This window comes from Occallatibacter sp., from assembly GCF_036502485.1.
Lineage (GTDB): Bacteria > Acidobacteriota > Terriglobia > Terriglobales > Acidobacteriaceae > Telmatobacter.
This window is the reverse complement of record NZ_DASXYM010000043.1, coordinates 111,201-137,115: the sequence shown is the minus strand read 5'-3', so window position 1 is coordinate 137,115 and position 25,915 is coordinate 111,201. Positions and strand designations below refer to the sequence as shown.

15 protein-coding genes are annotated in these 25,915 nt (G+C 62.3%); 9 read left to right on the top strand and 6 right to left on the bottom strand.

What is annotated here, in order from left to right; genetic code table 11:
• Positions 1-51: 51 nt before the first annotated feature.
• Complete coding sequence (locus VGL22_RS07220) at positions 52-1,545, bottom strand: glycoside hydrolase family 140 protein (protein ID WP_465266230.1); 1,494 nt, start codon at positions 1,543-1,545, stop codon at positions 52-54.
• Between the two features lie 100 nt (positions 1,546-1,645).
• Here VGL22_RS07220 and VGL22_RS07215 point away from each other — a divergent pair, with 100 nt between their 5' ends.
• Positions 1,646-2,962 carry a metal-dependent hydrolase family protein gene (locus VGL22_RS07215; protein WP_465266229.1) on the top strand — a complete coding sequence of 439 codons (1,317 nt, stop codon included), beginning with the start codon at positions 1,646-1,648 and terminating at the stop codon, positions 2,960-2,962.
• A gap of 81 nt (positions 2,963-3,043) precedes the next feature.
• Here the strand turns inward: VGL22_RS07215 and VGL22_RS07210 are convergent, their stop codons facing one another.
• The gene (locus VGL22_RS07210) at positions 3,044-4,153 is read right to left on the bottom strand and encodes a hypothetical protein (RefSeq protein WP_465266228.1); all 1,110 of its coding nucleotides are present in this window, start codon (positions 4,151-4,153) and stop codon (positions 3,044-3,046) included.
• Positions 4,154-4,372: 219 nt separating this feature from the next.
• Here VGL22_RS07210 and guaA point away from each other — a divergent pair, with 219 nt between their 5' ends.
• Positions 4,373-5,923: a glutamine-hydrolyzing GMP synthase gene (gene guaA / locus VGL22_RS07205; protein WP_465266300.1), complete on the top strand. Its 1,551-nt coding sequence runs from the start codon at positions 4,373-4,375 to the stop codon at positions 5,921-5,923.
• A 155-nt stretch (positions 5,924-6,078) separates the two neighbouring features.
• Here the strand turns inward: guaA and VGL22_RS07200 are convergent, their stop codons facing one another.
• From VGL22_RS07200 to VGL22_RS07185, 4 genes are all read right to left on the bottom strand, one after another.
• Positions 6,079-6,654: a DUF421 domain-containing protein gene (locus tag VGL22_RS07200; protein ID WP_465266227.1), complete on the bottom strand. Its 576-nt coding sequence runs from the start codon at positions 6,652-6,654 to the stop codon at positions 6,079-6,081.
• A gap of 44 nt (positions 6,655-6,698) precedes the next feature.
• Positions 6,699-8,003: a POTRA domain-containing protein gene (locus VGL22_RS07195; RefSeq protein WP_465266226.1), complete on the bottom strand. Its 1,305-nt coding sequence runs from the start codon at positions 8,001-8,003 to the stop codon at positions 6,699-6,701.
• A 74-nt stretch (positions 8,004-8,077) separates the two neighbouring features.
• Complete coding sequence (locus VGL22_RS07190) at positions 8,078-9,262, bottom strand: hypothetical protein (RefSeq protein ID WP_465266225.1); 1,185 nt, start codon at positions 9,260-9,262, stop codon at positions 8,078-8,080.
• A 45-nt stretch (positions 9,263-9,307) separates the two neighbouring features.
• Positions 9,308-11,053 carry a hypothetical protein gene (locus VGL22_RS07185; protein ID WP_465266224.1) on the bottom strand — a complete coding sequence of 582 codons (1,746 nt, stop codon included), beginning with the start codon at positions 11,051-11,053 and terminating at the stop codon, positions 9,308-9,310.
• Between the two features lie 243 nt (positions 11,054-11,296).
• On the opposite strand from VGL22_RS07185, the gene VGL22_RS07180 reads away from it, so the two are divergent.
• The 7 genes from VGL22_RS07180 (at position 11,297) to VGL22_RS07150 (ending at position 25,914) form a co-directional block, all read left to right on the top strand.
• Complete coding sequence (locus VGL22_RS07180) at positions 11,297-12,484, top strand: thiolase family protein (RefSeq protein ID WP_465266223.1); 1,188 nt, start codon at positions 11,297-11,299, stop codon at positions 12,482-12,484.
• An 889-nt stretch (positions 12,485-13,373) separates the two neighbouring features.
• Positions 13,374-14,642 carry an efflux RND transporter periplasmic adaptor subunit gene (locus VGL22_RS07175; protein WP_465266222.1) on the top strand — a complete coding sequence of 423 codons (1,269 nt, stop codon included), beginning with the start codon at positions 13,374-13,376 and terminating at the stop codon, positions 14,640-14,642.
• Positions 14,643-14,779: 137 nt separating this feature from the next.
• A complete protein-coding gene (locus VGL22_RS07170) occupies positions 14,780-15,499 on the top strand; it encodes an ABC transporter ATP-binding protein (protein ID WP_465266221.1) in 720 nt (239 codons plus the stop codon).
• Between the two features lie 168 nt (positions 15,500-15,667).
• Positions 15,668-18,226 carry an ABC transporter permease gene (locus tag VGL22_RS07165; protein ID WP_465266220.1) on the top strand — a complete coding sequence of 853 codons (2,559 nt, stop codon included), beginning with the start codon at positions 15,668-15,670 and terminating at the stop codon, positions 18,224-18,226.
• 39 nt (positions 18,227-18,265) lie between these two features.
• Positions 18,266-20,728: an ADOP family duplicated permease gene (locus VGL22_RS07160; RefSeq protein WP_465266219.1), complete on the top strand. Its 2,463-nt coding sequence runs from the start codon at positions 18,266-18,268 to the stop codon at positions 20,726-20,728.
• Positions 20,729-20,852: 124 nt separating this feature from the next.
• On the top strand, positions 20,853-23,420 hold the full coding sequence (locus tag VGL22_RS07155; RefSeq protein WP_465266218.1) for an ABC transporter permease: 2,568 nt from the start codon (positions 20,853-20,855) through the stop codon (positions 23,418-23,420).
• Positions 23,421-23,439: 19 nt separating this feature from the next.
• Positions 23,440-25,914 carry an ABC transporter permease gene (locus VGL22_RS07150; protein ID WP_465266217.1) on the top strand — a complete coding sequence of 825 codons (2,475 nt, stop codon included), beginning with the start codon at positions 23,440-23,442 and terminating at the stop codon, positions 25,912-25,914.
• Position 25,915: the final 1 nt, after the last annotated feature.

The window sequence follows — 25,915 nt, the reverse complement described above, 5'->3', positions numbered from 1 at the left end:
CTGGGCGACGTTGGAAGAAAGGCTACCACTTCAAGGGAGACGGCGGAACCATCACGCGAGACGCGTGAGGCCGGGCGGAGCGTAGTTCCGGCTAATGTCATCGATCACCAGCACCCAGTCTGGACCATAAGGAGGCGACCGGAATTCCGTGCGTTCCGCGGTGAGTGGTGGGCTCCCGGGTGTGGCAACCCCGGTGCGCGGATCGTACCACCATGCGCGGAAATGCGTAGCCCTGAGTCGGGAGAGGTCGATGGTGACCGGCAGATCCATCATGGGGAAATAGATGAAGGCGTAAGAGCCGTCACGGTCCCGCGTAGCCTGAAGGTGCAGGCCGCCGCGGCCCGGATCACCTGCAATCAGTGACTGGTCGGGAATGCGCGCGAAGAAGGGACGGGACTCGATGAGGAACCGCAGAAAAGCCATCTGCCGCGCTGCCGGGCGATAGAGAGCGTCGATCCAGTCACGGTCGGCGTGATTTTCCACGGGATGCCGCCGGTTGGCGAACTGCCACACGGCGTGATGGCCGTATGTGACGCCGCATCCGCCCGCGAATACGGACCGGTACACCTGCTTGCGGACGTCGTGATCGCGGAAGTAGCCGATGGCGGGGTCCCACTGCGGCCATGGATTATAGGGGTGGTCTTCATAGTTCGGCTCGAGGTCGACCGTGGGTTTGGGCGGGCTAAGGGCGTAGTCGTGGGAGATCATGTCCCAGACGGGCACGTCGTGTCCGCCGCCGTGGCCGCTCTGCATCCCGTTGACGGAGAGCCACGGCTCGTTGTGCAGCCAGCGCGATGAGGACGAGCCGCCGCTGGGATGGTAGACGATGGTGGGCCTGGAACCGAGCCCTTCATTGAGGCCGTCGGCCAGCGCTCGCCAAATCGGCGTCCAGTCCTGTGCCGGCTTTGTGTCTTCAGCTTCGGTGCGCGGGGGGCGATCCCCGCCGAGAATCCATAAGACGTTGAAGTGGGCCTTGAGCTTGTTCGCCAAATAGCGGGCGTAACCCTGCGCGACGTCGAGGTTGTCGGTGCGGAAGAGGCGCGGCCCGGCTCCCCACGGTGCAGTGAGCTTGTCGCCCCAGGTGGGGAGGAGTGCGACATACAGCCCTAGACGGCCGGCTTCCTCGACGATCTCGACCACACGATCAAAGAAAGGATCGTTGGGACGGCTGGGATCCTGATCGGCGAAGGGCAGAAGTCTCTCGGTGGTAGTTTGCTTGACTCCGTCGAACTCGGCGAGCACCACCGTTTGAATGACCGTGAAGCCCTGGCGCGCCCGTGTGTGCAGATAGTAGGAGCACTCGTCGCGGGTCGTTTCCTGAATGAGCTGCCAGGCTGTGTCGCCGAGCCAGAAGAACGGCGATCCGTCATCACCGCAGAGGAGATGGCCGTCGGCATGGACAGTGATGCGCGGCAGCGGCCGGTTGCAGGTGGCTGCCGCGGCAGTGACCTGCGACTGGGTGACACTGGGGGTGCCAGCCGCGAAGGCCGCACCAACACGGGTCTTGAGAAAACTGCGTCTGGACGAACCGGGCTCTGGTTGCACGCCGAAATTATAGGAGCTATCCCAGCGGCGGCGGGGGAAGGCGGTTTGTTACACTCGGCGTTACAACTTTCCCAACCCCAAGATGTCTGGAGATGACCGGATGAGCTTCCTGCGCAAATCTTCCGCAGTTCTGTTGCTGAGTGTGTTGGCCGCTGCGGTGTCCACGAGCATGCCGGGTCAGGGTGCGCCCACCGGCAAGCGAACGCTGGTACGCGCGGGGCATGTGCTGGATGTGAAGACCGGCAAGCTGAGCGACGGGCAGACGATTGTGGTGGTCGGCGAGACCATCCAGTCGATCGGGCCCAGCGCGGCGGTGACGCAGCAACCGGGAGACACTGTCATCGACCTGGGCGGAATGACAGTAATGCCGGGGATGATTGACGTGCATACGCACATGACGATGAATCCGGACTTCGACACATATCACGAGTTGACCCAGACGAACGCGAAAGAAGCCATCAATGGGGTGGTGAATGCACGCACGACCCTGCTGGCGGGGTTCACGACGGTGCGAAACGTGGGAGCGAGCGGCTTCACGGATGTTGACCTCCGCGATGCCATCAATGCGGGCCAGGTTCCGGGGCCGCACATGCTGGTGAGCGGGCCGCTGCTGGGCATTACCGGAGGCCACTGCGATGACAACCTGCTGCCGATCGAGTACCACCGGGTGGGCGATGGGGTGGCCGACGGCATTGCCGAAGTGCAGCACAAGGTGCGGCAGAACATCAAGTATGGCGCGGACCTGATCAAGATATGCGCGACCGGCGGCGTGCTGTCCAAGGGGGACGATCCGCAGGCCTCGCAATACACCTTGGAGGAGATGCAGGCGATTGTGGCCGATGCGCACAGGCTTGGCCGTAAAGTGGCGGCGCATGCGCATGGGGCGCAGGGGATCTTGTGGGCCGCGAAGGCCGGCGTGGACTCCATTGAGCACGGCAGCTATATCGATGACGCAGCGATCGCCGAGATGAAAAAAGACGGCACGTACCTGGTGCCGACGCTCTACCTGGAAGACTGGATGCTCGAGAAGGGCAAACTGCCGCCGTTCTATCACCAGAAGATGCTGGACGTGAGCGCAGTGGCCAAAGCGAACATCAAGCGCGCCATGCAGGCCGGGGTGAAGATCGCGCTCGGCACGGATGCGGCGGTGTATCCGCACGGGCTGAATGCGCACGAGCTGGACGTGTATGTGAACCAGCTTGGCATGGCTCCCTTGGCGGCGCTGCAGTCCACCACCATCAACGCGGCAGACCTGATGGGCTTGACGGCGAAGGCGGGCGGGTTGGAGCCGGGCAAGTGGGCGGACATCATTGCGGTCGAAAAGAACCCCGTGGATGATGTGCGGGTGCTGCAGGACGTAAAGTTCGTGATGAAGGCCGGGGTTGTGTACAAGGGGCCGGGCTCCGTACTGAATTAGCGCCGGATCATTCGAGCCACAGGCAATCGTTGTAACCGGGCATGTTTTCAGCCGTGCCGCCCCGCCTCGGCCGACTTCCCCTCACTGCCCGTTCTGCAACTGCTTGAACCCAGCGGGCACCGCGAAATGCGATTCATCCACCGGATCGCTGGAGAAGTTTGACGTGGAAACCTGGGTCTCCATCAGCACTGCGCTGGTCGGCTGCTGTGCCGCCTGCGCATCCTGCCTGGGACCTTCCTCTGCCGAGCTGTCCTTCTTCTTTTTGCCGAATCCGCCAAAGCCGCCCAGCTTGCTGGTGATCATCGAGGCGGCGCTCTGCTTCGCAATATCCGATCCGCCGGGCATGGCGGGTTCGTTGTCGGCGGGCAGCGGTGCCTCTGAGGCGGCCGGTAGCGGCTTGCCGTCGGTCGTGGTCCCCATGCGCATCACCTGCATGATGGGCACTCCCTTCATCTTCTGCATCTCCTTGCCCATATCTGCAAGGGCGCTCGTTGCGCCGGGGTTCTGAGCCAGCATGCGGCTCATCTCCAGCCCCACGCCTGCCATCATCGGTCCCATTTTCTCGGCAAAACGACGGTAGAAATCCGTCACCTGGCTGTACCCTGGCACCTCCGGCACGAGCCACATGTCGTTCGTGACGGCCATGCTTCCCGTCTGTTGGGTTTTCTGATCCGTAGCGATCGCCATCATTGTTAGAACCGCTTCCTTGGCATTCAGACCGCTGATCTGCTTCTCCGCACCGGTGTTGCGCACCTTCACGTCATATCTCATCTTCACGTCATTCTGCCCGGGCGGCGGCGCTTGCCGCTCCGTCGGCGCCTCGGCCTGCTGCTTCTTTGCCTGCTCCACAGCCTTGGCCATCTGGTCTCGCATCTGCTGGAAGGTCACTACGCTGTACGTGTGCTTCAGTGTGTCGATATTCGTGATTGTCTCTTTATCCAAATCGATCATTTCGATACCGTCCTGGGAGACCTTGGCCAAGCGGTTTCCTTTCAGGTAAACGGACGAGGTAATCGGCTCTCCGGCTTTCCGAGCCTGCGAGCTGAAGTGGCCGGCCATTTTCATCATGCGCAGCAGCGAGCCGCCTGTGATCTGGGTGGTCTCCTGATAGGTGTAGTCGGCAAACACCAGAGTGGGGGTAAGGACGGCAGATGCGAGGAAGGCGGACCTCGCCGCTCGAAGAATTGACATACAACCTCCGGTGGGGGACGCCAATGGCGGGACTCTATCTATCGACAAGGGGAACCTTGTCACGTGCGCCGGAGTATAGCCATCCAAAAATTTTCAGTCAAGGTGAATCAGGAAAGATGTATGGAGCCGGGGAATCGCTGGACTGGATGACAGCGCTTTATTCTATTGCGCCCCGACCTGTATCTTTACATCCCGCGGCACGCCCTGCCACACTGGAACGTGGACACCCAAACAATCGTTATCCTCGATTTCGGCTCGCAGTATACGCAGCTCATTGCGCGGCGTATTCGCGAGCTGAACGTTTTCTCGGCCGTGGTGCCGTGCACGGCGCCGATCGCGGAAATCCAGGCGTACAAGCCCCTCGGCGTAATCTTGTCGGGCGGACCATCGTCGGTGTACGACATTGACGCACCGGCCGCTGACCCCAGGCTGCTGGCACTGGATGTGCCGATTCTCGGCATCTGCTACGGACTGCAGTTCATCGTGCATCACCTGGGCGGCAAGGTGCGGTCGGCAGAGAAGCGCGAGTACGGCCATGCCGAGGTGAGGATCGAGGACGGAACGACGCCCTTGTTCGCCGAATTGCCTGCCTCTTTGCAGGTGTGGATGAGCCACGGCGATGAGGCGCTGGAGTTGCCATCTGGCTTCCGCCGCACGGCGGTGACCTCGAATGCGCTGGCGGGCATCGCCAATGAGGAACGGCGGATCTGGGCCGTGCAATTCCATCCCGAGGTGCATCACACGCCGCTGGGTCCGCAACTCATTAAGAATTTCGTCTTCGGCATCTGCGGCGCGAGAGGCGACTGGACTCCGGCGCATTTTGTGGAGACGACAGTGGCGGCCATCCGGGAGAAAGTGGGCACGGGTCACGTGATCTGTGCGCTTTCGGGCGGGGTGGATTCGTCGGTAGCAGCGGTTTTGGTGCATAGGGCCATCGGTAGTCAACTCACCTGCGTTTTTGTGAACAACGGAGTACTGCGCAAGAACGAATTCGAGAAGGTGCAGGAGAATCTGCGGGGCAAGCTGGGGTTGAATCTCGTCGCTGTGGATGCGACCGACCGATTCCTGTCGAAGCTCGCCGGCGTGACCGACCCCGAGAAGAAGCGCAAGATCATCGGCAACGAGTTCATTGCGGTGTTCGACGATGAGGCAAATCGCATCTCGCAAGACCGTGGAGGGGTCGACTGGCTGGTGCAGGGAACTCTTTACCCCGACGTGATTGAGTCAAGCAGCGTGAAGGGTCCGAGCCAGACCATCAAGAGCCATCACAACGTGGGCGGGCTTCCGGAGACGATGAAACTCAAGCTCATTGAGCCGCTCCGTGATCTGTTCAAGGACGAGGTCCGGCGCATCGGCCGCGACATGGGAATGCCCGAAGATATCCTCAATCGGCAGCCGTTCCCGGGACCGGGTCTCGCCGTACGCATCCTGGGCGAGATTACACCCGATCGCGTGGCCCTGTTGCAGGAAGCCGACGAGATCGTGGTGAACGAAATCAAGGCGGCTGGGCTCTACACCAAAATCTGGCAGAGCTTTGCCGTTCTGCTGCCGGTGATGAGCGTGGGCGTGATGGGCGATCAGCGCACCTACGCCTATACGGCGGCGATTCGCGCGGTGCACTCGGAAGACGGCATGACTGCCGACTGGACGCCGCTGCCCTATGAGGTACTGAAGCGAATATCCAGCCGCATCGTGAATGAAGTACGGGGCATTAATCGCGTGGTCTACGACATCACGTCGAAGCCGCCGGGAACGATTGAGTGGGAGTGATTCTCCCGATCACGCCACGGCGATTATCGGCTTGCTGCGCGGCTCATACGTATGACTTGATACATCAGCGATTGACGAAGGGAAGCATGAATTTCGCGTCATCCTGGCCGGCGGGGCTGCTGATAGGCGGAGTCTCCGTTGTGCGGAGGGACTGTTCAGGAGCCTTCTGACAGACGGGCGCGGAGGCCTGCGATTTCGTGCGTGAGCGCGTCGAGTCTTGCGACGAGATCGTCGTGCTGCTTGTCCACTCTTGACGGCTCAAGGGCTTCCACGTAGAAAGTGCCGTTCGGCTCCAGGACGACGCGGCTGGCCTGGTGCAGGTGCTCGAACCCCTGGCGGTGGATCACGTCCATGAGCTCTTCACGGGTCAGGCGTTCGCGCTCCATGGACTTTTTGTCGATCTGGCCGTTACGCACGAGCACGGTGGAGCGGCCCTCAAGCATTCGGTTGAGGCGCGGCGCGGAGTAGAGGATCCGGACCACGATCCAGTTCATCGTGAGCAGTCCCAGCGCGCCGATGATGCCGCCGGTGACTGAGTTATCGTCGCCGATAATGGCGTTCTGGACCGTGTTGGAGAGCGACAGAAGCACGATGAGGTCGAAGGGGTTCAACTGCGCCAGCTCGCGCTTGCCGAAGACGCGAAGCAGGACAATGAGGGTGATGTAGACGCAAACGGGGCGGAGCAGCTTCTCGAGAATGGGAAGCTGCAGGTGGAACATGTGATCGAGCATGGAGTGCACCATGGCACGAGCATACGCGAGGCTCCTGTGGCCGCCTAGATCGCCGGGCCGGAAGTCGCCGATGGCGGTGAGCGCTTCTCCAGGCGGAGGGTGGTGTCGACGGTTTTCGAGTCGTCATTGACGTGCAGAGAGTACTTGATGCTGACTGCCGCGAAGATGCGCTCGAGTTGAGGGTTCACGTCGTGCGTTGCGAAGAAGCCGAGAATTGCCCCTTCATTGAAGACTGCGCCTTCGGGCATCTTCCAGGACTTGAGGATCATGCCGCGAAGGTCGTCGCTGACGTTCTCGATGGTAAGTTTGCCCATGTTGTAAACAGGCCCGGGCTCTGCCGTTACGGCATAGCTGACGGTGGCAGCGGTGCGATCGAGCGCGGCGGTGGGAGTGATCTGGGCCTTCATATAGCCGCGGTTGTGATACTGACGCTTGATGTACTGCCAGTTTTCCGCGATGTGTTCGGCATTGGCGAGGTCTCCTGGGTGCGTATGCGCCTGCTTGTCGAAATCGGCCTGGGACACCAGCATGCTGGGTGCGAGCTGAATGGAAGTGATTTTGTAGAGCGGGCCGGGCGAGACGGCAACCCGAAACGGAATGCGCACCGTGTCCGGCGCAATGGACAGCGTAGCGAGTTGAGCGGCGGTTACCGTTGCATCCAGATAGCCTTTGTTGCGGTAGGCGTCGGTGAGGTCGTGCTGGATCGCGTCGGAGCTTGCCGCCCTATCGTAAGCGGCGCCGGTGAGATGTGCCGTTGCTTTCAATGCGTCAGGATCGAGCGCTCCCCTGTCGGGCTGAATGTCTCCGATGACCACCTGAGGATTGGTGATGGTGAAGTTCATCGCGGTGGCGGTTTTTCCGCCCAGGGCTCCGAAAGGCGTGGTGGTGATGGTCGCCGCGATCCCCTGGTCTTTAAGAATTCCTTCCAGGGCGGCGCGGACGTCGTTGAGCAAATCCCCTTCGGCAGGCACTTTGCCGCGATAGAGGGGCGCGCTCTGGCGCAGCCTGCCATCGAGATCGGGGCCGGATGCGAGAGGCAGATTCTCCAGGCGGACGGAGTAGAGTTGTGCGGCGGGCTTGATGTTGAAGATGAGATCCGAGCCGTCGAACTTGTAGCTCATGCCCTCGAACAGGCCGGAGTTCATGAGCTTTTGTGTGCGAGTGTTCACGTCAGGGCCGGTAAGCGTCATGCCCGGCTGGAGGCCGGTAGCGGCCATGAGTTCCTGGTCAGAGTAGCCGTCGGCTCCCTTGAACTGAATGGTCTTGGGTTTGAACGACTGTGCTGTGCATGGGAGGACTGCCGCAAGGCAGAGGCCTCCCGCCAGAAGGGACCGGGTAATACGGGGCATGGTGCGCCCAGATTACCAAAAACGAGATGGGCGCGGAAGGGCCTGCCCTGCCACGCGCCCGGGATGGGAGAGCATTACTTTCCGGCTAGCTGATAGTTCTTGTAGTCCGAGGCGAACAGGGTGCACCGCTCGGCGTACCCGCCGGCGCCGGATTCGCCGTTGACCACGATTTCAGTGACAGCAAAGGCGCGCACGGGCAGAATGAGCGGCTTGTCGCCCACTGATACCTGGCCGTAGTCGGTGCGTATGTCAGCCTGGTGCACCACGTCGGCGGGCTTGGTTTCCATCTGCGTGACCAGGCGAAGGACCATACCCGTTTCGGGGTCGATGAAGAATTCGCCGTGATAGGGAAGGTCCTTCTGCTTGTAGGTCTTCCAATCCGTGTTTGTCTGGAAATTGCCGGCGGCGTTACCGCCACGATTGCCGGAGATGCCATTAGCGTTGGAGAAGTTCGCGATGCCGGCCTGATCGAGTTCCGGGAAGCAGCAGACGGCGAGGGCCAGGTGTGCCTTTTTCCTTGGAACCTGGTAAGAGAAGACCGCGGCGGGTTTGCCGTTGACTTGTTCCCAGCGAGACCATTTGATGGCGCCTGCATCCGTAGCTTCCTGAAACACCTGTGCCAGGCCGGGGTAAGGCTCCATCATCTGAATCCGCTTGTTAGGTCCCCAGCGGGTCTTGTCCACAGGCAGTCGCTCGACGCCGTGCTCCATGCCGATACTGGTGTCAGTCGACTCGATGTAGCGGACGAAGTTGAACGGGTTCACGGCGCCAAGGGAGGCAGTCGACATGTCTTTCGCGCTGCCTGCCTGGCCGGAGCTTTGTGCGAGCGCCTCAACGTTGTCCTGGAAGCGCAGCGTCGTGCGGGTGGCAGTAAGCGTCGGCAACTGCTGGTACGTCGTCGAGGCGTACGTGGCGGCCTTGGCGAGGAGCGCCTTCTGGGCGGCGTCATCGAGGGCGGCGGTGGTGGGCTGCTCGCTTGCCGGGAGCGGCATCATGGCGCTGCGAGCTTCCAGCACGTACATCTGCTCGGTTGACTGCGCTCCGGGAACATACTCCGACAGCGTATTCATGGTCGGGCGGGTGAGCTGCTCGCTGAGCTGGATCTGCTTGAGGGCGAGGGCCACGTCGGCATCGCTCTTGTTTTCGCGATGAAGGGATTGGAGCATATTCTGCAGGCTGGCGATGGTGAGTTTCTTGGCAGCAGACCAGCCCGGCACAGAGGCACACAACAGGAGCGCAAGACAGATAAGACGTTTCATGGCGCGAATCTCCCGTAAAGATTGGACCGCGCCATTGTAAGGCAGTCAGGGCTTTCCGGGCTGGGGAGATACGATCGCCGTTTGCTTGCCGGCCTGCAGTGCGGAGGACGGAATCGTAACGGAACCGAGACGGCCGGTGTTCTCATCCAGCACCAGGACGCGCATGGAGGTCATGCCGCGCTCCATATCGAGGGTGCGCTGAAAGGGGATGCCATCGCTCAGCGCCTTCTGATAGGTTTCACGCTTGAGGCGCAGATTCAGGGTGAGGCTGTCCACGCGGCCGCGGAAGCCGCCGGCACCCCTCTGCACGAGGAAAATCTCGAGCTTGCCGACCCAGCGGCCGTCTTCCTCATGCATGCCCAGCTGGGAGGCGGCGATGTTCATCTTGATAGCGAGTCCCGCCTCAACGGGAGTCATAGCGGCGCTCACCGCTATTTCTCTCTGTTCTTCTTGGCGATCGACTGCATTCTTGAAGGGCTCAGGGGAGCCTGCTGGCTCGCTGGAGGCTGCGGTCTCGCTGAATTTTAGGGCTACGGGAGAGGCGTCTTCCGATTCGGCGTCGGCGGCCTGATCGGGCGCGGGCGAAGATGGCAGGCTGGTCGCTTTGGGCAAAGGAACGCCCTGCGGGGGTGTGTCTTCAGCGAGCATGCGGGCGGAGGAGCCGAGGCGGTGGTACTGGGTGAACGTGGTTTCGTTGACTGAGAGGATCGGAACCCGCTGCGCGTCTACCTCCGTGTGAGGTCCTTGCTGGCTGGAGATGGCAAGGCTGCGCACGGGGCAGATGAAGGTCTGGTCACCGATCACAACACGCCCGTACTCCACCACGGTGGAGGCGCGGGAGATGGCGTTATCAGGATCGAGTTCGGCCTCCAGCGTGAGGCGGACGACAGCGCCGCTGGAGGGCTCGACGGTCAGCGTGCCGTGATATGCGGGCGTAGCGTCATAAGCCTGGAGACCGTTGGTCTCAACGGGGTTGGTGTTGCCGGTGTGATAGCGCGGCATGTTGCGATTGCGGAAGCTCTCGCGGCCTCCCTGAAGTTCGCTCTCCACGATGCAACAGAAGTGGACCTGGTAGTGCGAGTCGCGCTTGGGTACAGAGTAGCGGAAGACGGCGGCGAGACCTACGCTGGACTGCTCCCAGTGGCTGAACTGGATTTTGCCGCCTGCGAGATCGGCGAGGGTGCGCGCGAGGAGGGTGCCAAATTCGCCGTGCGAGGACAGGCCGATGACTTCTTGGGGCTTATCGGAAACCTGTTGCGGCGAATCGGTGACTTCATTTCCGTCGCGCACTGTGACCGTGCGCGACGAGTTGCCGACCAGGTGGAATCCGGCGCGGATGGGCCACTCGCCCGCGTGCAGAACCTGGGGCGTGTCGTCGTACCGCTGGGTGGCGCGGGTGGCAAAGAAGTTGGGCAGCCGCGGCAGGCTCTCCATGACATAAACGTGGGCGGAGTCAAGGAGCTGTTTCTGGGCGGCGGTGTCGGGCGGCGCGGAGGTGAGGAGTTCGTCCTGGGGAGGATCGAGGACGGAGGACTCGTCGGCCAGGAGTTTGAGCGCGAGCGCGGCGTGGGGCTCAAGAGAGTAATTGGAAGCCAGACGTTCACGGGTCTGCGGCGTGAGGCGCTGGGAGAGTTGGAGATCGCTGAGCTGGCGGGCCAGGTCGGTGTCGCTGCGGTGTTTTGCGGCGGCCTCGGAGAGGGCCTGATCAAGCTGGCTGACGGTAGCGCGATGCGCAGCGAGGGCCGGCAATATTGATAAGATTACGACTCCCAGGATGAGCAGCCTGCGCATCTGACACGCTCCAGTTCTCCGGATTGTGAAGAAAGGCCGAGCCGAGCGGCGAGGAAGCAAACAATACCGAATAGCTACGTTCTGAAGGGTTGTCGATACATGGCGAACCTGCTCCGGGTCCGCACGGACACTTTACACAGGTTGCACGACGACCGGCAAGCGTCGATTGTTGGATGCAGGAGGGCGGCGCGGGTTACGTGCGGAGAGGGATAATAGCGAGCGGAGTTGACCGGAGAGGTGTTTATGAAAGAAGCAGTTATCGTTTCCGCGGTGCGTACGCCGATTGGCAAGTTCCAGGGATCGCTGGCAGGGTTTACGGCGCCGAAGCTGGGCGCGATCGCGGTACGCGAGGCGGTGCGGCGGGCGGGCCTGGAGGCTGCCGCGGTGGAGGAGTGCATCATGGGCTGCGTGCTGCAGGCAGGCGTAGGGCAGAACCCGGCGAGGCAGGCGGCGATTTATGGCGGTCTTCCGGCGGAGTCGGCGGCGCTGACGGTGAACCAGGTGTGCGGATCGGGGTTACGGGCGGTGGCGCTGTGCGCGCAGGCGGTGGCCGCTGGAGACGCCGAAGTGATGGTGGCCGGCGGGATGGAGTCGATGTCGAATGCTCCGTATCTACTGCCGCAGGCGCGGTCGGGATATCGCATGGGGAACGGGACGGTGGTGGACGCGATGGTCAATGACGGCTTGTGGGAGGCGTATCGCGGGTTCCACATGGGCGTGGGCGCGGAGATGATCGCGGAGAAGTACGGGATCGGCCGGGAGGAACAGGACGCGTTTGCGGCGGGATCGCATCAGAAGGCGGCCAGGGCTACAGCGGACGGTCTTTTCCGGGAGCAGATTGTGGCGGTGGAGGTTCCGGCGGCGAAGAAGGGTGAGGCGCCCCGGGTTTTCGACAAGGATGAGGGGATCCGGCCGGAGACGACCGTGGAGATCCTGGCCAAGCTGAAGCCAGCCTTCAAGGAAGGCGGCACGGTGACGGCAGGCAATGCGCCGGGAGTGAGTGACGGAGCGGCGGCGGCGGTGGTGATGAGCGCGGACGCAGCCCGGGCGCGCGGGTTGAAGCCGATGGCGGTGATTCGCGGGCAGGTGACGGCTGGGCGGGAGCCGGAGTGGTTTGGGCTGGCGCCGATTGATGCGGTGCTGAAGCTGATGCCCAAGGTGGGCTGGGAGCTGGACTCGGTGGATCTGTTCGAGCTGAATGAGGCGTTTGCCGTGCAGGCGCTGGCGGTGATTCGGGATCTGGGGCTCGATCCGGCGAAGGTGAACCCGGACGGTGGCGCGGTGGCGCTGGGGCACCCAATCGGGGCCAGCGGGGCGGCGGTGCTGGTGAAGCTGCTGTATGCGATGGAGCGGCTGGGCAAGAAACGCGGAGTGGCAGCACTGTGCCTGGGCGGAGGAAATGCGGTGGCGATGGCGGTGGAGCGGGTGTGAGTCGAGTCCTACTTCACCGCATTGCAGAGGGTCATTTCTGAACCAAGTTCGCATGCCGCACCGGATGGCCGCGAGCAGAGGGCGCCGGGGGGGGAGGGGGGGTGGGTTAATCGATTGGTTAACCCACACTCTCTGAGCATCGAAGCACGAAACCCACGATCGTGGCCGTCTTTCCGTGGCCTCCCCTCTTAAAACTGTGATATAGATCACCAGCGCGAAGAAGGTAAGCTGTTGATGCGTTGAGGGTTGGTCCGAATGCCGGGGCAAAAGGCCAAAAAAAGTGCACTAGGTAATGTTCTGGTAAACAATTGGATTTTGCCGGGTCAGAGGAGGTGGTGCGTGTTTCCGCGGGTGTGTGGGTCCTTTTTTGCACAACTCTCCGTGCCGCGATGGAAGCGGCAGGGGACCAGTATGTGCGGCTTCAGGCGGAGCGTCTGTGCCGGCGGTCACAGGAGGGAGGCAGGGGTACCTTGGGCTTTGCCTGAAAATAGCCAATCCGAGATGTCTTTGGCCAAGTGGATGGGTTGTCTGGGCAGCCAACAACGGCTGTCCGCTACATGGGATGGAGCGGGCGAAAGTTGAGCAAAGTTCCGCATAGGCGGTGATCGTCCCAGAATGTCTTGCCGGGCGATCCCGGCTGAAGCGGTGCCCTTATTACAAACCGTGTCGATGCGGGAGAGTTACGCTTGCGACCGTAGATCCGGTGTGGGACGGGGGCGCTGAAACGGCGGGTGAAGCGCGGGCCGGGAGTGTTCGTTTCCGGACAGTGGGGTTTGGGAGCGGTCAGGGCGGGAAGCGCTTTACGGGGCGGGTGCGGCGGCTAAGTCTCCTGTTTTCAGGAGCGATTCCAGTAAGAATTTTTGGCCCCCCAAATGCAACCTTTGCGGATATGGATATCGCACGCCCTGATCTTAAGCAGAAAAAGAAGCGCCAGATGGTGGTCTGGATTGGCGCTGCGGCCCTGGTTCTTGCGGGTGCAGGTTTTGCAGTTTCGCGGCTGAAGCCGGCGGCGCCGACGGTGGAAGCGTCGGCGATCTGGCCGGACACGGTGAAGCGTGGAGATTTTACGCGCCAGGTGCGCGGTTCGACGGGGACGCTGACTCCGCGGGAAGATTCGATTGAGCTGATTCCGGCGCTGACCGATGCCACGGTGGTGCGGATCCGCGTATTGCCGGGCACGATTGTGAAGCCGGGGACGGTGCTGATGGACCTGGCGGCTCCCGAGGTGCAGCAGAAGCTGCTGGACGCCCAGCTGCAGGTGAAGGCGGCGGAGGCGGATTACCACAGCCTGCAGTCCTCGCTCTCGAGCACGCTGATGGACAAGAAGATGGTGGCGGCGCAGGTGAACGCCGATTACACCTCTGACCAGTTGCAGGCGAAGACCGATGAGCAGCTTGTGAAGCTGGGCGTGATTTCGCCGAATGCGTACGAGAAATCAAAGAACACCGCGGACCAGCTACAGGCGCAGCACAAGCTGAGCCTGCAGCAGCTGGAGACGAACGAGAGAAATGTCGAGGTGCAGCTGGCCTCGGCGCAGACCAAGATCGATCAGGCCAAGGCGCTGCTTGGTCTTTATGAGAAGCAGAACGACGCGCTGGAGGTGAAGGCCACGATTGGCGGCGAGCTCGATCCGCTTCCTGTTCCGCTGGGTGTGGGGATGCACGTGACGGCCGGCCAGTCGGTGGCCGAGGTGGTGCAGCTGGGCAAGCTGAAGGCCGCGCTGCAGATTGCCGAGACCCAGGCGCGCGATATCGCGATCGGTCTGCCGGCTTCCATCGACACGCATAACGGCGTGGTTCCGGGGCACGTAATGCGCATCGATCCCGCGGTATTGAACGGAACGCGCACTGTGGACGTAGTACTGGATGGCGAACTGCCGCCGGGCGCTGTGAAGGGCCTGAGCGTGGACGGAACCATTGATCTGGAGCATTTGCGCGATGTGCTGTATGTGGGCCGGCCGGCGCTGGGCAACGAGAACTCGACGCTGAGCCTGTTCAAGGAAGATCCGGACCATAAGGGCGCGACGCGCGTGCAGGTAAAGGTGGGACGCGCTTCCGTGCAGGTGATTCAGGTGCTGGACGGATTGAAGGAAGGCGACACCGTGATTCTGTCTGACATGTCGCGGTATGACAACGTGGATCGGATCAGGCTGGAGTAAAGGCAGGGACAAGGGAACAGAGAGCAGGGAACAGAGAGCATCGCAGGAAAAAGTGATCAGTGGGCCGCTGGACAGCGAGTTCCGCACTCACTGACGACTGACCACTGACAACTGACCGCTGAACTGTGAGGATGGGAATGGCAAACGACAAGCTGATTGAGATTGAGGACCTGACCAAGGTCTTCTACACCGACGAAGTGGAGACGCATGCGCTCTCCGGGATTCATCTCACCATTTCGCGCGGCGAGTACGTGGCCATGTCGGGCCCGTCCGGTTGCGGGAAGTCAACCCTGCTGTCGATTCTGGGGCTGCTGGATACGCCCACGGGCGGGCGCTACCTGCTGAACAGCAAGCCGGTGGAGAACCTCAGCTTCAGCGAGCGGTCGCGGATTCGCAACCAGGAGATCGGCTTCATCTTTCAGAGCTTCAATCTGATTGGCGACCTCACGGTGGAAGAGAACGTGGAGCTTCCGCTGACGTATCGTGCGGGGATGCCTTCGCCGGAGCGCAAGAAGAGGGTGAAGGAAGCGCTGGAGCGGGTGAACATGGCGCACCGCATGCGGCACTATCCGGCCCAGCTCTCGGGCGGTCAGCAGCAACGTGTGGCGGTGGCGCGCGCGCTTGCCGGGTCGCCATCGATCCTGCTGGCGGACGAGCCGACCGGAAACCTGGACTCGAAGAACGGCGAAGCCGTGATGCATCTGCTGGCAGATCTGCATCGCGAGGGCTCGACCATCTGCATGGTGACGCACGATCCGCGTTTTGCGAAGCACGCCGAGCGCGAAGTGCACCTGTTCGACGGCAAGGTGGTTTCAGAGGACGAGCTGAGGAAGCTCACAGCCGAAGTGGAAGCGTAAAAAACAGGGACCAGGGATCAGGGACCGGAGACCAGGGATGTGCGTGACGCGGCGCGCGCGCACGTCCTGATCGATCTGGCAGGCGCTCCCCGTTGACGGCGATTGGGCCCGTGCTGCTCTACGTGTATGTGGCGTGGACGAACCTTTCCAAAAGGATGGGCGAACAGGATGAACCAGCTGCTCCAGGACCTGCGTTACACGGTGCGCCAGTTGCGCAAGTCGCCGGGGTTTACGGTGACTTCCATCGTCACGCTGGCACTGGGGATTGGGGCGACTACGGCCATTTTCACGCTGGTGCATGCGGTGCTGCTGAAGTCGCTGCCGGTGACCAAGCCGGCCGAGTTGTGGCGGATCGGGAAGAAGATTCATTGCTGCAACTGGGGTGGTTATACGCAGTGGGAAGAGTTCTCACTGTTTAACAACGAGCTGTATCAGCGGTTCAAGGACAATACGCCGGCCTTTGAGGAACTGGCGGCCTTCCAGGGCGGCTCTGTTGCCCTGGGGACGCGGCGGGCGGGTGCGGGGCAGCAGGCGCAGACGCGCAACGGGCAGTATGTTTCCGGCAATTTCTTTTCGACCTTGGGCGTGGGGCCATGGATGGGGCGCGTGCTGCAGCCCTCGGACGACCGTGAGGGCGCGCCGCCGGTGACAGTGATGAGCTATCACGCGTTTGAGGAGAAATACGGCTCGGACCGGTCTGTGGTGGGATCAGTGTTTCAGTTCAACAATGAGCCTTTCACGATTGTGGGCGTGGCGCCTCCGGGATTTTTTGGCGCGGATCTGAAGGGCTGGGGCCTGCCTGATGTGTGGATGCCGCTTTCCGCGGAACTCATTATCGACGGCAAGCGGGCGCGGCTTCCGCAGGCGGATGCGAACTGGCTCGACATTATTGGACGGGTAAAGCCGGGCACTGATCCGCGGGCACTGGAAGCGCAGTTGCGGACCGAACTGCGGCAGTGGCAGATGAGCCACTTTGCGGATTTGACGGTGCAGGACAAGGAATATCTGCCCAAGCAGCAGATGTTTCTTACACCGGGCGGTGCGGGCGTCAACGACGTGCGCGAGCAATATGAGGACGCGCTGCGAATTCTGCTGATTGCGGCGGGGTGCGTGCTGCTGATTGCGTGCGCGAATCTTGCCAATCTTCTGCTGGCGCGGGGGGTGAGGAACCGGCAGCAGACCTCTCTGCGAATTGCGCTGGGGGCCTCGCGGGGCCGGCTGATACGCAAGGCGCTGGTGGAGAGCCTGGCGCTGGGACTGGTGGGCGGCGCGGCCGGGTTGCTGGTTGCGTATCTGGGAACGGCGCTGGTGCTGCGTCTTGCGTTCACAGGGCCGAACAGCTGGGTTCCGATCGACGCGACTCCTTCTTTGCCTGTGCTGCTGTTTGCGCTGGCGGTGTCGCTGGGAACGGGGATGTTGTTTGGCATGGCTCCGGCGTGGACCACGTCGCATGCGGAGCCGGTGGAGGCGCTGCGGGGCGCGAATCGTTCGACGGCGCGGGGGACAAGGTGGTCGCAGAAGGCGCTGGTGGCGGGGCAGGCGGCGGTGTCGCTGGTGCTGATCAGTGCGGCGGTGATGCTGGCGCAGAGCCTGCGCAATCTGGAGCATCAGGATTTCGGGTTTGAGACCGATGGGCGTTACATGATGTCGATCGATGCGTTCCAGGCTGGATACAAGCCGGAGCAATTGGATCTGCTCTACCGGCGCATGTTTGAGCGGCTGCAGCAGATACCGGGGATGAAGGGCGCGGCGGGCGCTACCTATGCGCCGATGAGCGGCGACAGCTGGAACACGGGTATCTGGGTGCAGGGCAAGGGCGAGCATGCCGCGGGTGAGGACTTTGGCGCGACGTGGACGAATGTGACGCCGAACTTCTTTTCGACGCTGGGAAACCGGATGGTGATGGGCAGGGCGATTGATGAGCACGACACGGCGGGCATGCCGATGGTGGCGGTGGTCAACGAGGCGTTTGCGCAGAAATATCTCAAGGGCGAGAACCCCATTGGGAAGCGATTCGGACCGGAGTTGAAATTCGCCGGGGACTGGGAGATTGCAGGGGTGGCGAACGACATGCGCTACCTGAACTACGGATTCAAGGAGCCTGACCGGCCGATGTTCTTTCTCTCCAATGCGCAGCACACGCCCTTTACAAAGCCGGTGGAGATTGAAGGAGAGAAGGGGGCACATTATCTGTCGAACCTGGTGATCTGGGCTCCGGGAAATCCGGAGGGGCTGGAGATGCAGGTAAGGAAGGCGCTCTCAGAGGTGGATGCGAATGTGCCGCTGCTTGATTTTGCGAGTTATCACGAGACGCTGGCGCGGGATTTCGGGCAGCAGGACATGATCGCCGAGTTGACGCTGATTTTTGGAGCGCTGGCGCTGGGTCTTGCAGCCATCGGGCTGTACGGAGTGACGGCCTATTCGGTGGAACAGCGGACCAGCGAGATCGGCATTCGCATGGCGCTGGGCGCGCGGCGGGTCACGGTGCTGGGTATGGTGCTGAGGAGCGCATTCTCACAGGTGGCGATCGGGCTGGCGATCGGGATTCCGGCGGCGATTGCAGCGGGAAGAGGAATCGCGGATCAGCTCTATGCGGTGAAGCCGCACGATCCGGTGATCCTGATGATTGCGGTGGTGGTGCTTGGACTTGCGGCGCTGGTGGCGGCCGCGGTGCCGGCGCGCCGTGCCGTGAATGTGAACCCGACCGAGGCGCTGCGGGCCGATTGATTCCGCAGCTTCTTTTGAACGACGCAAAGGACGATTGCGATGAACCATCTGATCCACGATCTGCGTTATGCGATGCGGCAACTGCGCCGCGCCCCGGGCTTCACGCTGGCGGCGGTGCTGACGCTGGCTTTGGGCATTGCGGCGCTGACCACGGTGTTTACGTGGATCAAGGCGGTCATGTTCGATCCCTACCCGCACGTCAGCGATCCGCGCAGCCTGCGTTTTGTCGATGCCACGGTGCATGGTTCAGAGGGGTATTCGGTATCGTTCGATGCCTACGAATTTTTGCGTGACCGGGACCAGAGTCTCGAGAACCCCGCGGTGTTCACGCTGGCGAGGATGGACCTGGCGTCGCCGGGGGCGCCTCCAGAAGTTGTCACGGCGGGCGTGGTGTCAAGCAACTACTTCCAGTTGCTTGGTCTGACGCCGCAAGTGGGGCGGTTCTTTGCGCGGGAAGCGAATGAGCGCGTCTACGGGATGCACGACGAAGTTGTGCTCAGCGATCGCCAATGGCGCGCCCTCTTCAATGCGGACCCGCACATCATGGGAAAGACGATCACCGTGAACCGCCGTCCGTTCACCGTGATCGGAGTGGCTCCGCGCGATTTTGCGGGGATTTACGGCGGTATGGGTGAACAGCTTTGGGTTGCGCTTTCCGCGCTGCGATCGTTGCAGCCGGATGCCGGCGCCGACCCCATCGGGAGCGAGGGGCTGCAACTTGTTGCGCGTCTGCGACCGGGAGTTCCGCACGGATCCGCCGCGGCTGAGTTGCATGCGCTGGCGCACGCGTTCGCGGAGGAGCAGCAGGCGAAGGGCGCGAACATGGGCGGCTGGGACCTCAACCTGCGCGACTCCGCACACTTCGCACGCGGTTTGTTCGGCGTGGTCGGCGAACAATGGCCGGCGCTTCTGGGCGCGGCGGTGCTTCTACTGATACTGGTCTGCATCAATACGGCTTCCTTGCTCGGGCAGCGCGCGGCACGGCGGCGGCGCGAGATCGCCATCCACGCTTCGCTGGGCGCAACGTCGGGCCGCATTGCAAGACAGTTGTTCATTGAATCCCTGTTGCTGGCTCTCATGGGCGGCGTGGTGGGGTGGGTGGCGAGCATGGTGCTGGCGCGGTCGCTCTATGTGATGCTGCCCAACTTTGGGATGCCCCTTGCCTTCAATCTGAGCCCGGATTGGCGGGCGCTGGTGGTCCTGTCGGGACTGGTGATGCTGGTGGCGCTGGTGTGCGGGATGATGCCCGTTCGGCAGGCGCTGCGCACTTCGCAGAAGGCTGCTCTCCACGAAGGCAGCCAGGGCATTCTTGGTTCGAGCCGCAATCGCTGGGCCAAGATTGCATTGCTGGGAATGCAACTGGGGCTGTGCTTCATCGTGCTAGTTGGTTCGGGGCTGCTGATGCGGACGCTGGTGAACGTGTTGGATCGCGCGCGCGGCTTCGATCGCGAGAACCGCATGACGGCGCAGGTCTCTTTGTCGCGCTCCGGCTATACCAAGGAGAAGGGGCTGGCGTTTCAGGCGGCGCTGCTTGATGAACTGAACCACTCCGCGGTGGTGCGCAGCGCCACGTTGACGAGCCATCTTCCCATGGGCGATTGGGGCTCCGGCAATGCCCGGAGTATTTCCATTCCTGGATATACGCCGGCCAGGAACGAGAGCATGAGCCTGGTCACGGACCTGGAGGGCCCGGACTTCTTCCAGACGATGAGTATTCCCCTCATCGCGGGCCGTGAGTTCTCGACGCAGGATCGCGAGGGAGCGCCGCTGGTCGCGGTGATCAATGAAGACATGGCGCATCGCTACTGGCCGAAGGGGAACGCGCTCGGCAGCAGCGTCATTGTTGGAAAAGACAAACAGGCCTGCCAGATCGTAGGCATCGTGAAGAACTACGCGTATCACAATCCCCAGGACACGGACCCCAACCCGGTGCTTTATCTGCCCGTCCTGCAACACTACGAGAGCACTTTTTTTGTTGCGGTCCACTCCAGAACTACGGCTGCGGCGGCACTGCCCGCATTGAGGCAGGCGGTGGCGAACCTGGATGGAGCGCTGCCACTTGAGAGCGTGCAGACCCTCAGGCAGGTGGGTGAAGTCCTCTACCAGTTCTCGTGGATGCCGGTAGAGATGCTGGGCGTGTTTGCCTTGGCCAGCCTGCTGGTGGCGAGTCTCGGTCTCTACGCCGTGATGGCTTACGCGGTGACGGCGCGCAGCCGGGAGTTTGCGTTGCGGATGGCGGTGGGCGCCACGCGTGCGCAGATTGTGCGGCTGGTGGTGACGGGCGGACTGGAGACGGCGGCGGCCGGACTGGTGATTGGTGGCATGGGGAGCTTTTTTGCGGTGCGGCTGCTGCGGTCGATTCTGTTTGGCGTGGCTCCCTTTGATGCTGTGAGCTTTGCGGGGGCGGCGGCGGTGCTGGTGATTACGGTTCTTGCGGCGGGCATAGTGCCGGCGCGGCGGGCGGCGACGATTCAACCGATGCAGGTGCTGAAGACGGAGTAGCGGTTGCGGGGGCGGCTCAAGAGGTATCACTGGTTGGCGGCTTTACGTCTGCGCGAGAGCCAAATGCCGTGAAGGGCATCGCGGCGGATTGTAGATTGATTCCCCACTAACGATGGAGGCGGGCTTGGCAGCGGAGATGATGAACCAGCTTTTACAGGATGTGCGGTATGCGACGCGGCAACTGCGAAAGTCTCCGGGCTTTGCGATCACCGCGATTGTGACGCTGGCGCTGGGCATTGGCGCGAATACGGCGATCTTCACGCTGGTGCAAGGCATTCTGCTGCGCTCGCTGCCGGTGGCCGATGCGTCGGGGCTGTATCGCATTGGCGACACCGACGATTGCTGTGTGAATGGAGGATTCGTTGGAGAGAACGGCGACTTCGATATTTTCTCGTACGACCTTTACAAGCACTTCAAAGACGCGGCGCCGGAGTTTGAGCAGCTTGCCGCGGTGCAGGCGGGGCAGCCGATGTTCAGCGTGCGGCATGGACATGCGCCGGCACAGGAAGTACATGGGGAGTTTGTATCAGGCAATTTGTTCGCGACGCTGGGGGTGCAGCCGTTTGCGGGCCGCCTGATGAGCGAGGCGGACGATCAGCCCAATGGGGCGCCTGTTGCGGTGCTCAGTTTTCGCGCGTGGGAGACGGATTTCGGCGCTGACGCTTCGATTGTGGGCTCGACGATTTCAATTCAGGCGCATCCGTTCACAGTGATCGGCATTGCGCCGCCAGGCTTTTTCGGTGATCGCGTGACGGATGCTCCGGCGGAGTTCTGGATTCCGCTTTCGAGCGAGGTGCTGGTGCACGGGGAGCAGCAGTCGATTTTGCATCACCCGGATTCCCACTGGCTGTATCCGATAGGCAGGGTGAAGCCGGGCACGAACATTGTCGCACTCCAACTGAAGCTCTCGGGTGTGCTGCGAGCGTGGCTCTATTCGCGTGAGGCGTATACGAGGAACGGCGGGTCGACGCTGATTTCAAAGCAGCATGTGACGGTGGTGCCGGCGGGCGGCGGCATTCAGAACATGCAGCAGGAGACCGGGCGCGGGCTGAAGATGCTGATGATCCTGTCATCTGTGGTGCTGCTGATTGCGTGCGCCAACATTGCCAACCTGCTGCTGGCGCGGAGCACGGCGCGGCGTGCGGATGTGGCGGTGCGGATGGCCATGGGGGCGGGGCGGCGGCGGGTGATGCGGCAGGCCATTACGGAGAGCGTGCTGCTGAGCTGCGTGGGCGGCCTGGTGGGCATGGCGGTGGCCTATGCGGGCTCGCGGACGATTTTGGCGCTGGCGTTTCCTGAGGCGCGGCATTTACCTATCAGCGCCACCCCGTCCGCTGCGGTGCTGGGATTTGCGTTTCTGGTCTCGCTGGTGACGGGGGTTCTGTTCGGGATGGCACCGGCTTGGTTGGCGCTGCATGCGCAGCCAGCGGAGGTGCTGCGCGGCGTGAATCGCGCCACGCATGATCGATCGTCCCTGCCGCAGAAAGTGCTGGTGATCTTCCAGGCTGCGCTTTCGATTGTGCTTCTGGCGGGCGCGATTCTGATGACGAAGTCGCTGGGCAATCTGGAAAATCAGAATTTTGGCGTGGCAACGAACAACCGCTATGTGTTGCACGTTGATCCGCAGGGTGCGGGCTACACGATCGATCGCCTTCCCGCGCTGTATCGGCAGATTGAGGATCGCTTCTCGTCCTTGCCGGGGGTGGGGCATGTGGCGATGGCTCTCTACAGCCCGCTGGAGGGCGACAACTGGGGCGAGTGCGTGATTCAGCAGGGGCATCCGGCACCGGGGCCGAACGACCGCTGCGGATCGACGTGGGACCGCGTGAGCCCGGGGTTCCTTTCCTCCGTGGGCGTGCCCATTGTGCGCGGCCGCGACCTGGGCCAGCAGGACACGGCGGCGACGCAGCAGGTTGCAGTGGTGAACCAGACGTTTGTGAACCGCTTCTTTCCGAAGCAGGATCCCGTGGGGCAGCACTTTGGCATCGATCTGCCGCAGTACTCGGGCGCGTTCGAGATTGTGGGCGTGTTTCGCGATTTCAAGATGAACAATCCACGCGACCCGGTGCGGCCTGTGTTTCTGCGGCCGCTGGCGCAATCGTTCAGCGGGTACAAAGAGGCGCCACTCATCTCAGGCGAGCAGCAGTCCATGTACATTGATTCGATCATCGTGAACTTCAGCGCGCCGCAGCAGGATGCGGAAGGACTGCTGCGGCGGACACTGGCGGGCATCGATCCGAATATGACGGTGGTGGATCTGCGTTCGTTCCACGCGCAGGTGATGGGCAACTTCGATCAGGAGCGACTGGTGGCGCGGCTCACGAGCTTGTTTGGCGTGCTGGCTCTGGTGCTGGCTTCGATTGGGCTTTACGGCGTGATGGCGTATTTTGTGGTGCGGCGCACCAGCGAGATCGGCATACGGATGGCGCTGGGAGCTACGCGATCGAGCGTGATTGCGATTGTGATGCGCGGCATGGGCGTGCAGGTGGGACTGGGACTGGTGCTGGGGATTCCCGCGGCGCTGCTGGCCGGCCGCTTGATGAGGAATCAGTTGTACGGGGTTGGATCGTACGATCCCTGGGCGCTGGTGGGCGCGACGTTGGTGCTGGCGATCTGCGCTGCGCTGGCGGGCCTGGTGCCGGCAAGGCGCGCGGCATCAATTGAACCCATGCAGGCTTTACGAACCGAGTAGCGAAGAGGAGCAAACCGAGATGATGACACGCGATATCCGATACGCAATCCGCCAGTTGAGAAAATCTCCCGGCTTCGCGCTCACGGCGGTGTTGACTCTGGCGTTCGGGATCGGTGCGACCACTGCCATTTTTTCGGTGGTGGAAGGCGTGCTGCTTCGTCCGCTTCCGTTCCCACACTCACAGGCATTGATGGCAGCCGGGGACGAGCTGGAGGGCGCTCCGTTCGCGGGTGGTCCTTCTGTACCCGCGGCGGAGATGCTCCAGTATATGCGCGACACGCGCGCATTCTCGGCCATGGGCGGTTACCGCGAGACCAACTACGAGCTGTCCGGCGCCGGTGAACCGGCACAGGTGAATGCGTCGCGGATGACGGCAAGCATGTTTCCCACGCTGGGCGTATCGCCGGCGCTGGGGCGGGTGTTCACGCAGGAGGAAGACCAGGGCAGGGCACAGGTCGCGGTGATCAGCTATCAGACCTGGCGCAGCCGGTTCCACGGCGAGGCCGGCATTCTGGGGCGTCGGATCCAACTGGACCGCAAGCCGTACGAAATTGTTGGCGTGATGCCAAGAGATTTCGAATTTCCGCTTGTGCCGGGGCAGTTGAACCGCAGTGAACTCTGGGTGCCCACCAGCCTTACACAGGATGAACTCAGCAGCGGACAGGGTAGCTGGAACTATCGCATGGTGGGCCGTTTGAGGCCGGGCATCACGGCTGTGCGGGCGCAAGCGGATATGCAGCGCGTGGCCGAGGACATCATGCGCAATTTTCCGGCGCCGATGCAGACTCTCAAGCTGCACGCGGTGGTGGTTTCACTCAATGAGAAAACCGTAAGCGAAGCGCGGCCACTGGTGCGGACGCTGTTTCTGGCAGTAGTGGTTGTTCTGTTTATTGGTTGCGCAAACCTCGCGGGCCTGCTGCTGGTGCGGGTGATTCAGCGCAGGCGCGAAGTATCGGTTCGTCTGGCTCTGGGCGCCAGTGTCCGGGAGGTTGTTCTGCAGAATCTGATTGAGGTTCTGGTGCTCAGCATTTCCGGCGGACTCGCCGGGCTGGCGCTGGCCTGGGTTGCGGTGCGCGCAGGGGTGAGCATGCTGCCTGAAACGCTGCCGCGCATTGATTCGATTTCGCTGGACTGGAAGGTGGTGAGCTTCGCGTTGCTGCTGGCGGTGATTACGGGGCTGGCGTGCGGAATGATTCCAGCACTGGCGGCCTCCCGGACGAAGGTGAACGACGCGCTGAAAGAGGGCGGGCGCACCGGCACGGCAGGCGGTCACGCGCGGCTGCGTTCGGCGCTGGTGATCACGGAACTGGCGGTGGCGCTGGTGCTGCTGAGTGGGGCGGGGCTGCTGCTGAAGAGCTTCGAAAAGCTGCGCGCTGTGAATCTCGGCTTCCGCACCGACCACATGCTGACGGCGTACTACAGTCTGCCGCATCAGCAGTATTCCACGCAGGCGAGCGTGGACGCGTTCAATCGTGTGCTGCAGGCGAAGCTTGCGCAGTTGCCGGGAGTGGATGCAGTTGGCTTGACCTCGAACCTGCCGGCAAGCGGCAACACCGATAACAGCGGGATTGTGGCGGAGGGGTATGTGCCGATCAAAGGCAAGACGCTAAATCTCAGCTGGCCTTCGCAGATCACAGGCGATTATTTTGGCGCCGCCGGCATTCCGATTGTGCGTGGCCGCAGCTTTACGCAGGCCGATGGCGCCGGAACTCCGCTGGTTGTGATCGTGAACCGCACGCTGGCTGAGCGCTACTGGCCGGGGCAGGACCCGGTTGGCAAGCGCATTCATCTTGGCGTGCCGGAGATCCCGTTGCCATGGATGACCGTGGTGGGCGAGATTGGCGATATCAAGCAGACCACGGCGGACAGCGAGACGCAGGCGCAGATCTATCAGCCTGCGGGTCAGTTCAAGGAGACGCTGGGCATGTTCGCGCAGCAGAGCATGCTGAATGGTGATTCCGGATCGATCGTGTTGCGCACCGGGCTGGCACCCGAGCAGATGGCCGACTCTTTGCGCGCGGTGGTTCGCTCCATCGACCCGCAGTTGCCGCTTACGCAGGTTCAAAGCATGGATCGCGTGGTGAGCGAGGGACAGGCGCCTCGGCGTTTCAACGCGGCACTGATCTCAGCGTTTGCGGCAGCGGCGCTGCTGCTGGCACTGCTGGGAATCTATAGCGTCATTGCTTTCTCGACCGCAATGCGTACGCAGGAGATGGCGATTCGGCTGGCGCTGGGGTCGCAAAGGGCGGGGCTGATGCGATTGATTCTGGCTTCCGGAGCGAAGCTGGGGATTGTCGGAGCCGGAATTGGCGCCGTGGGTGCGGTGTTCGCGATGCGCCTGATGCGCGCGCTTCTATTCGAGGTTGACCCACTGGACCCGGTGGTGCTGGTTGTGGCGGCGCTTTCGATTCTGCTGCTGGCGCTTGCGGCTTCTTATATCCCAGCGCGGCGGGCTGCTGCGATCGAACCCATGCAGGCACTGCGGACGGAGTAAC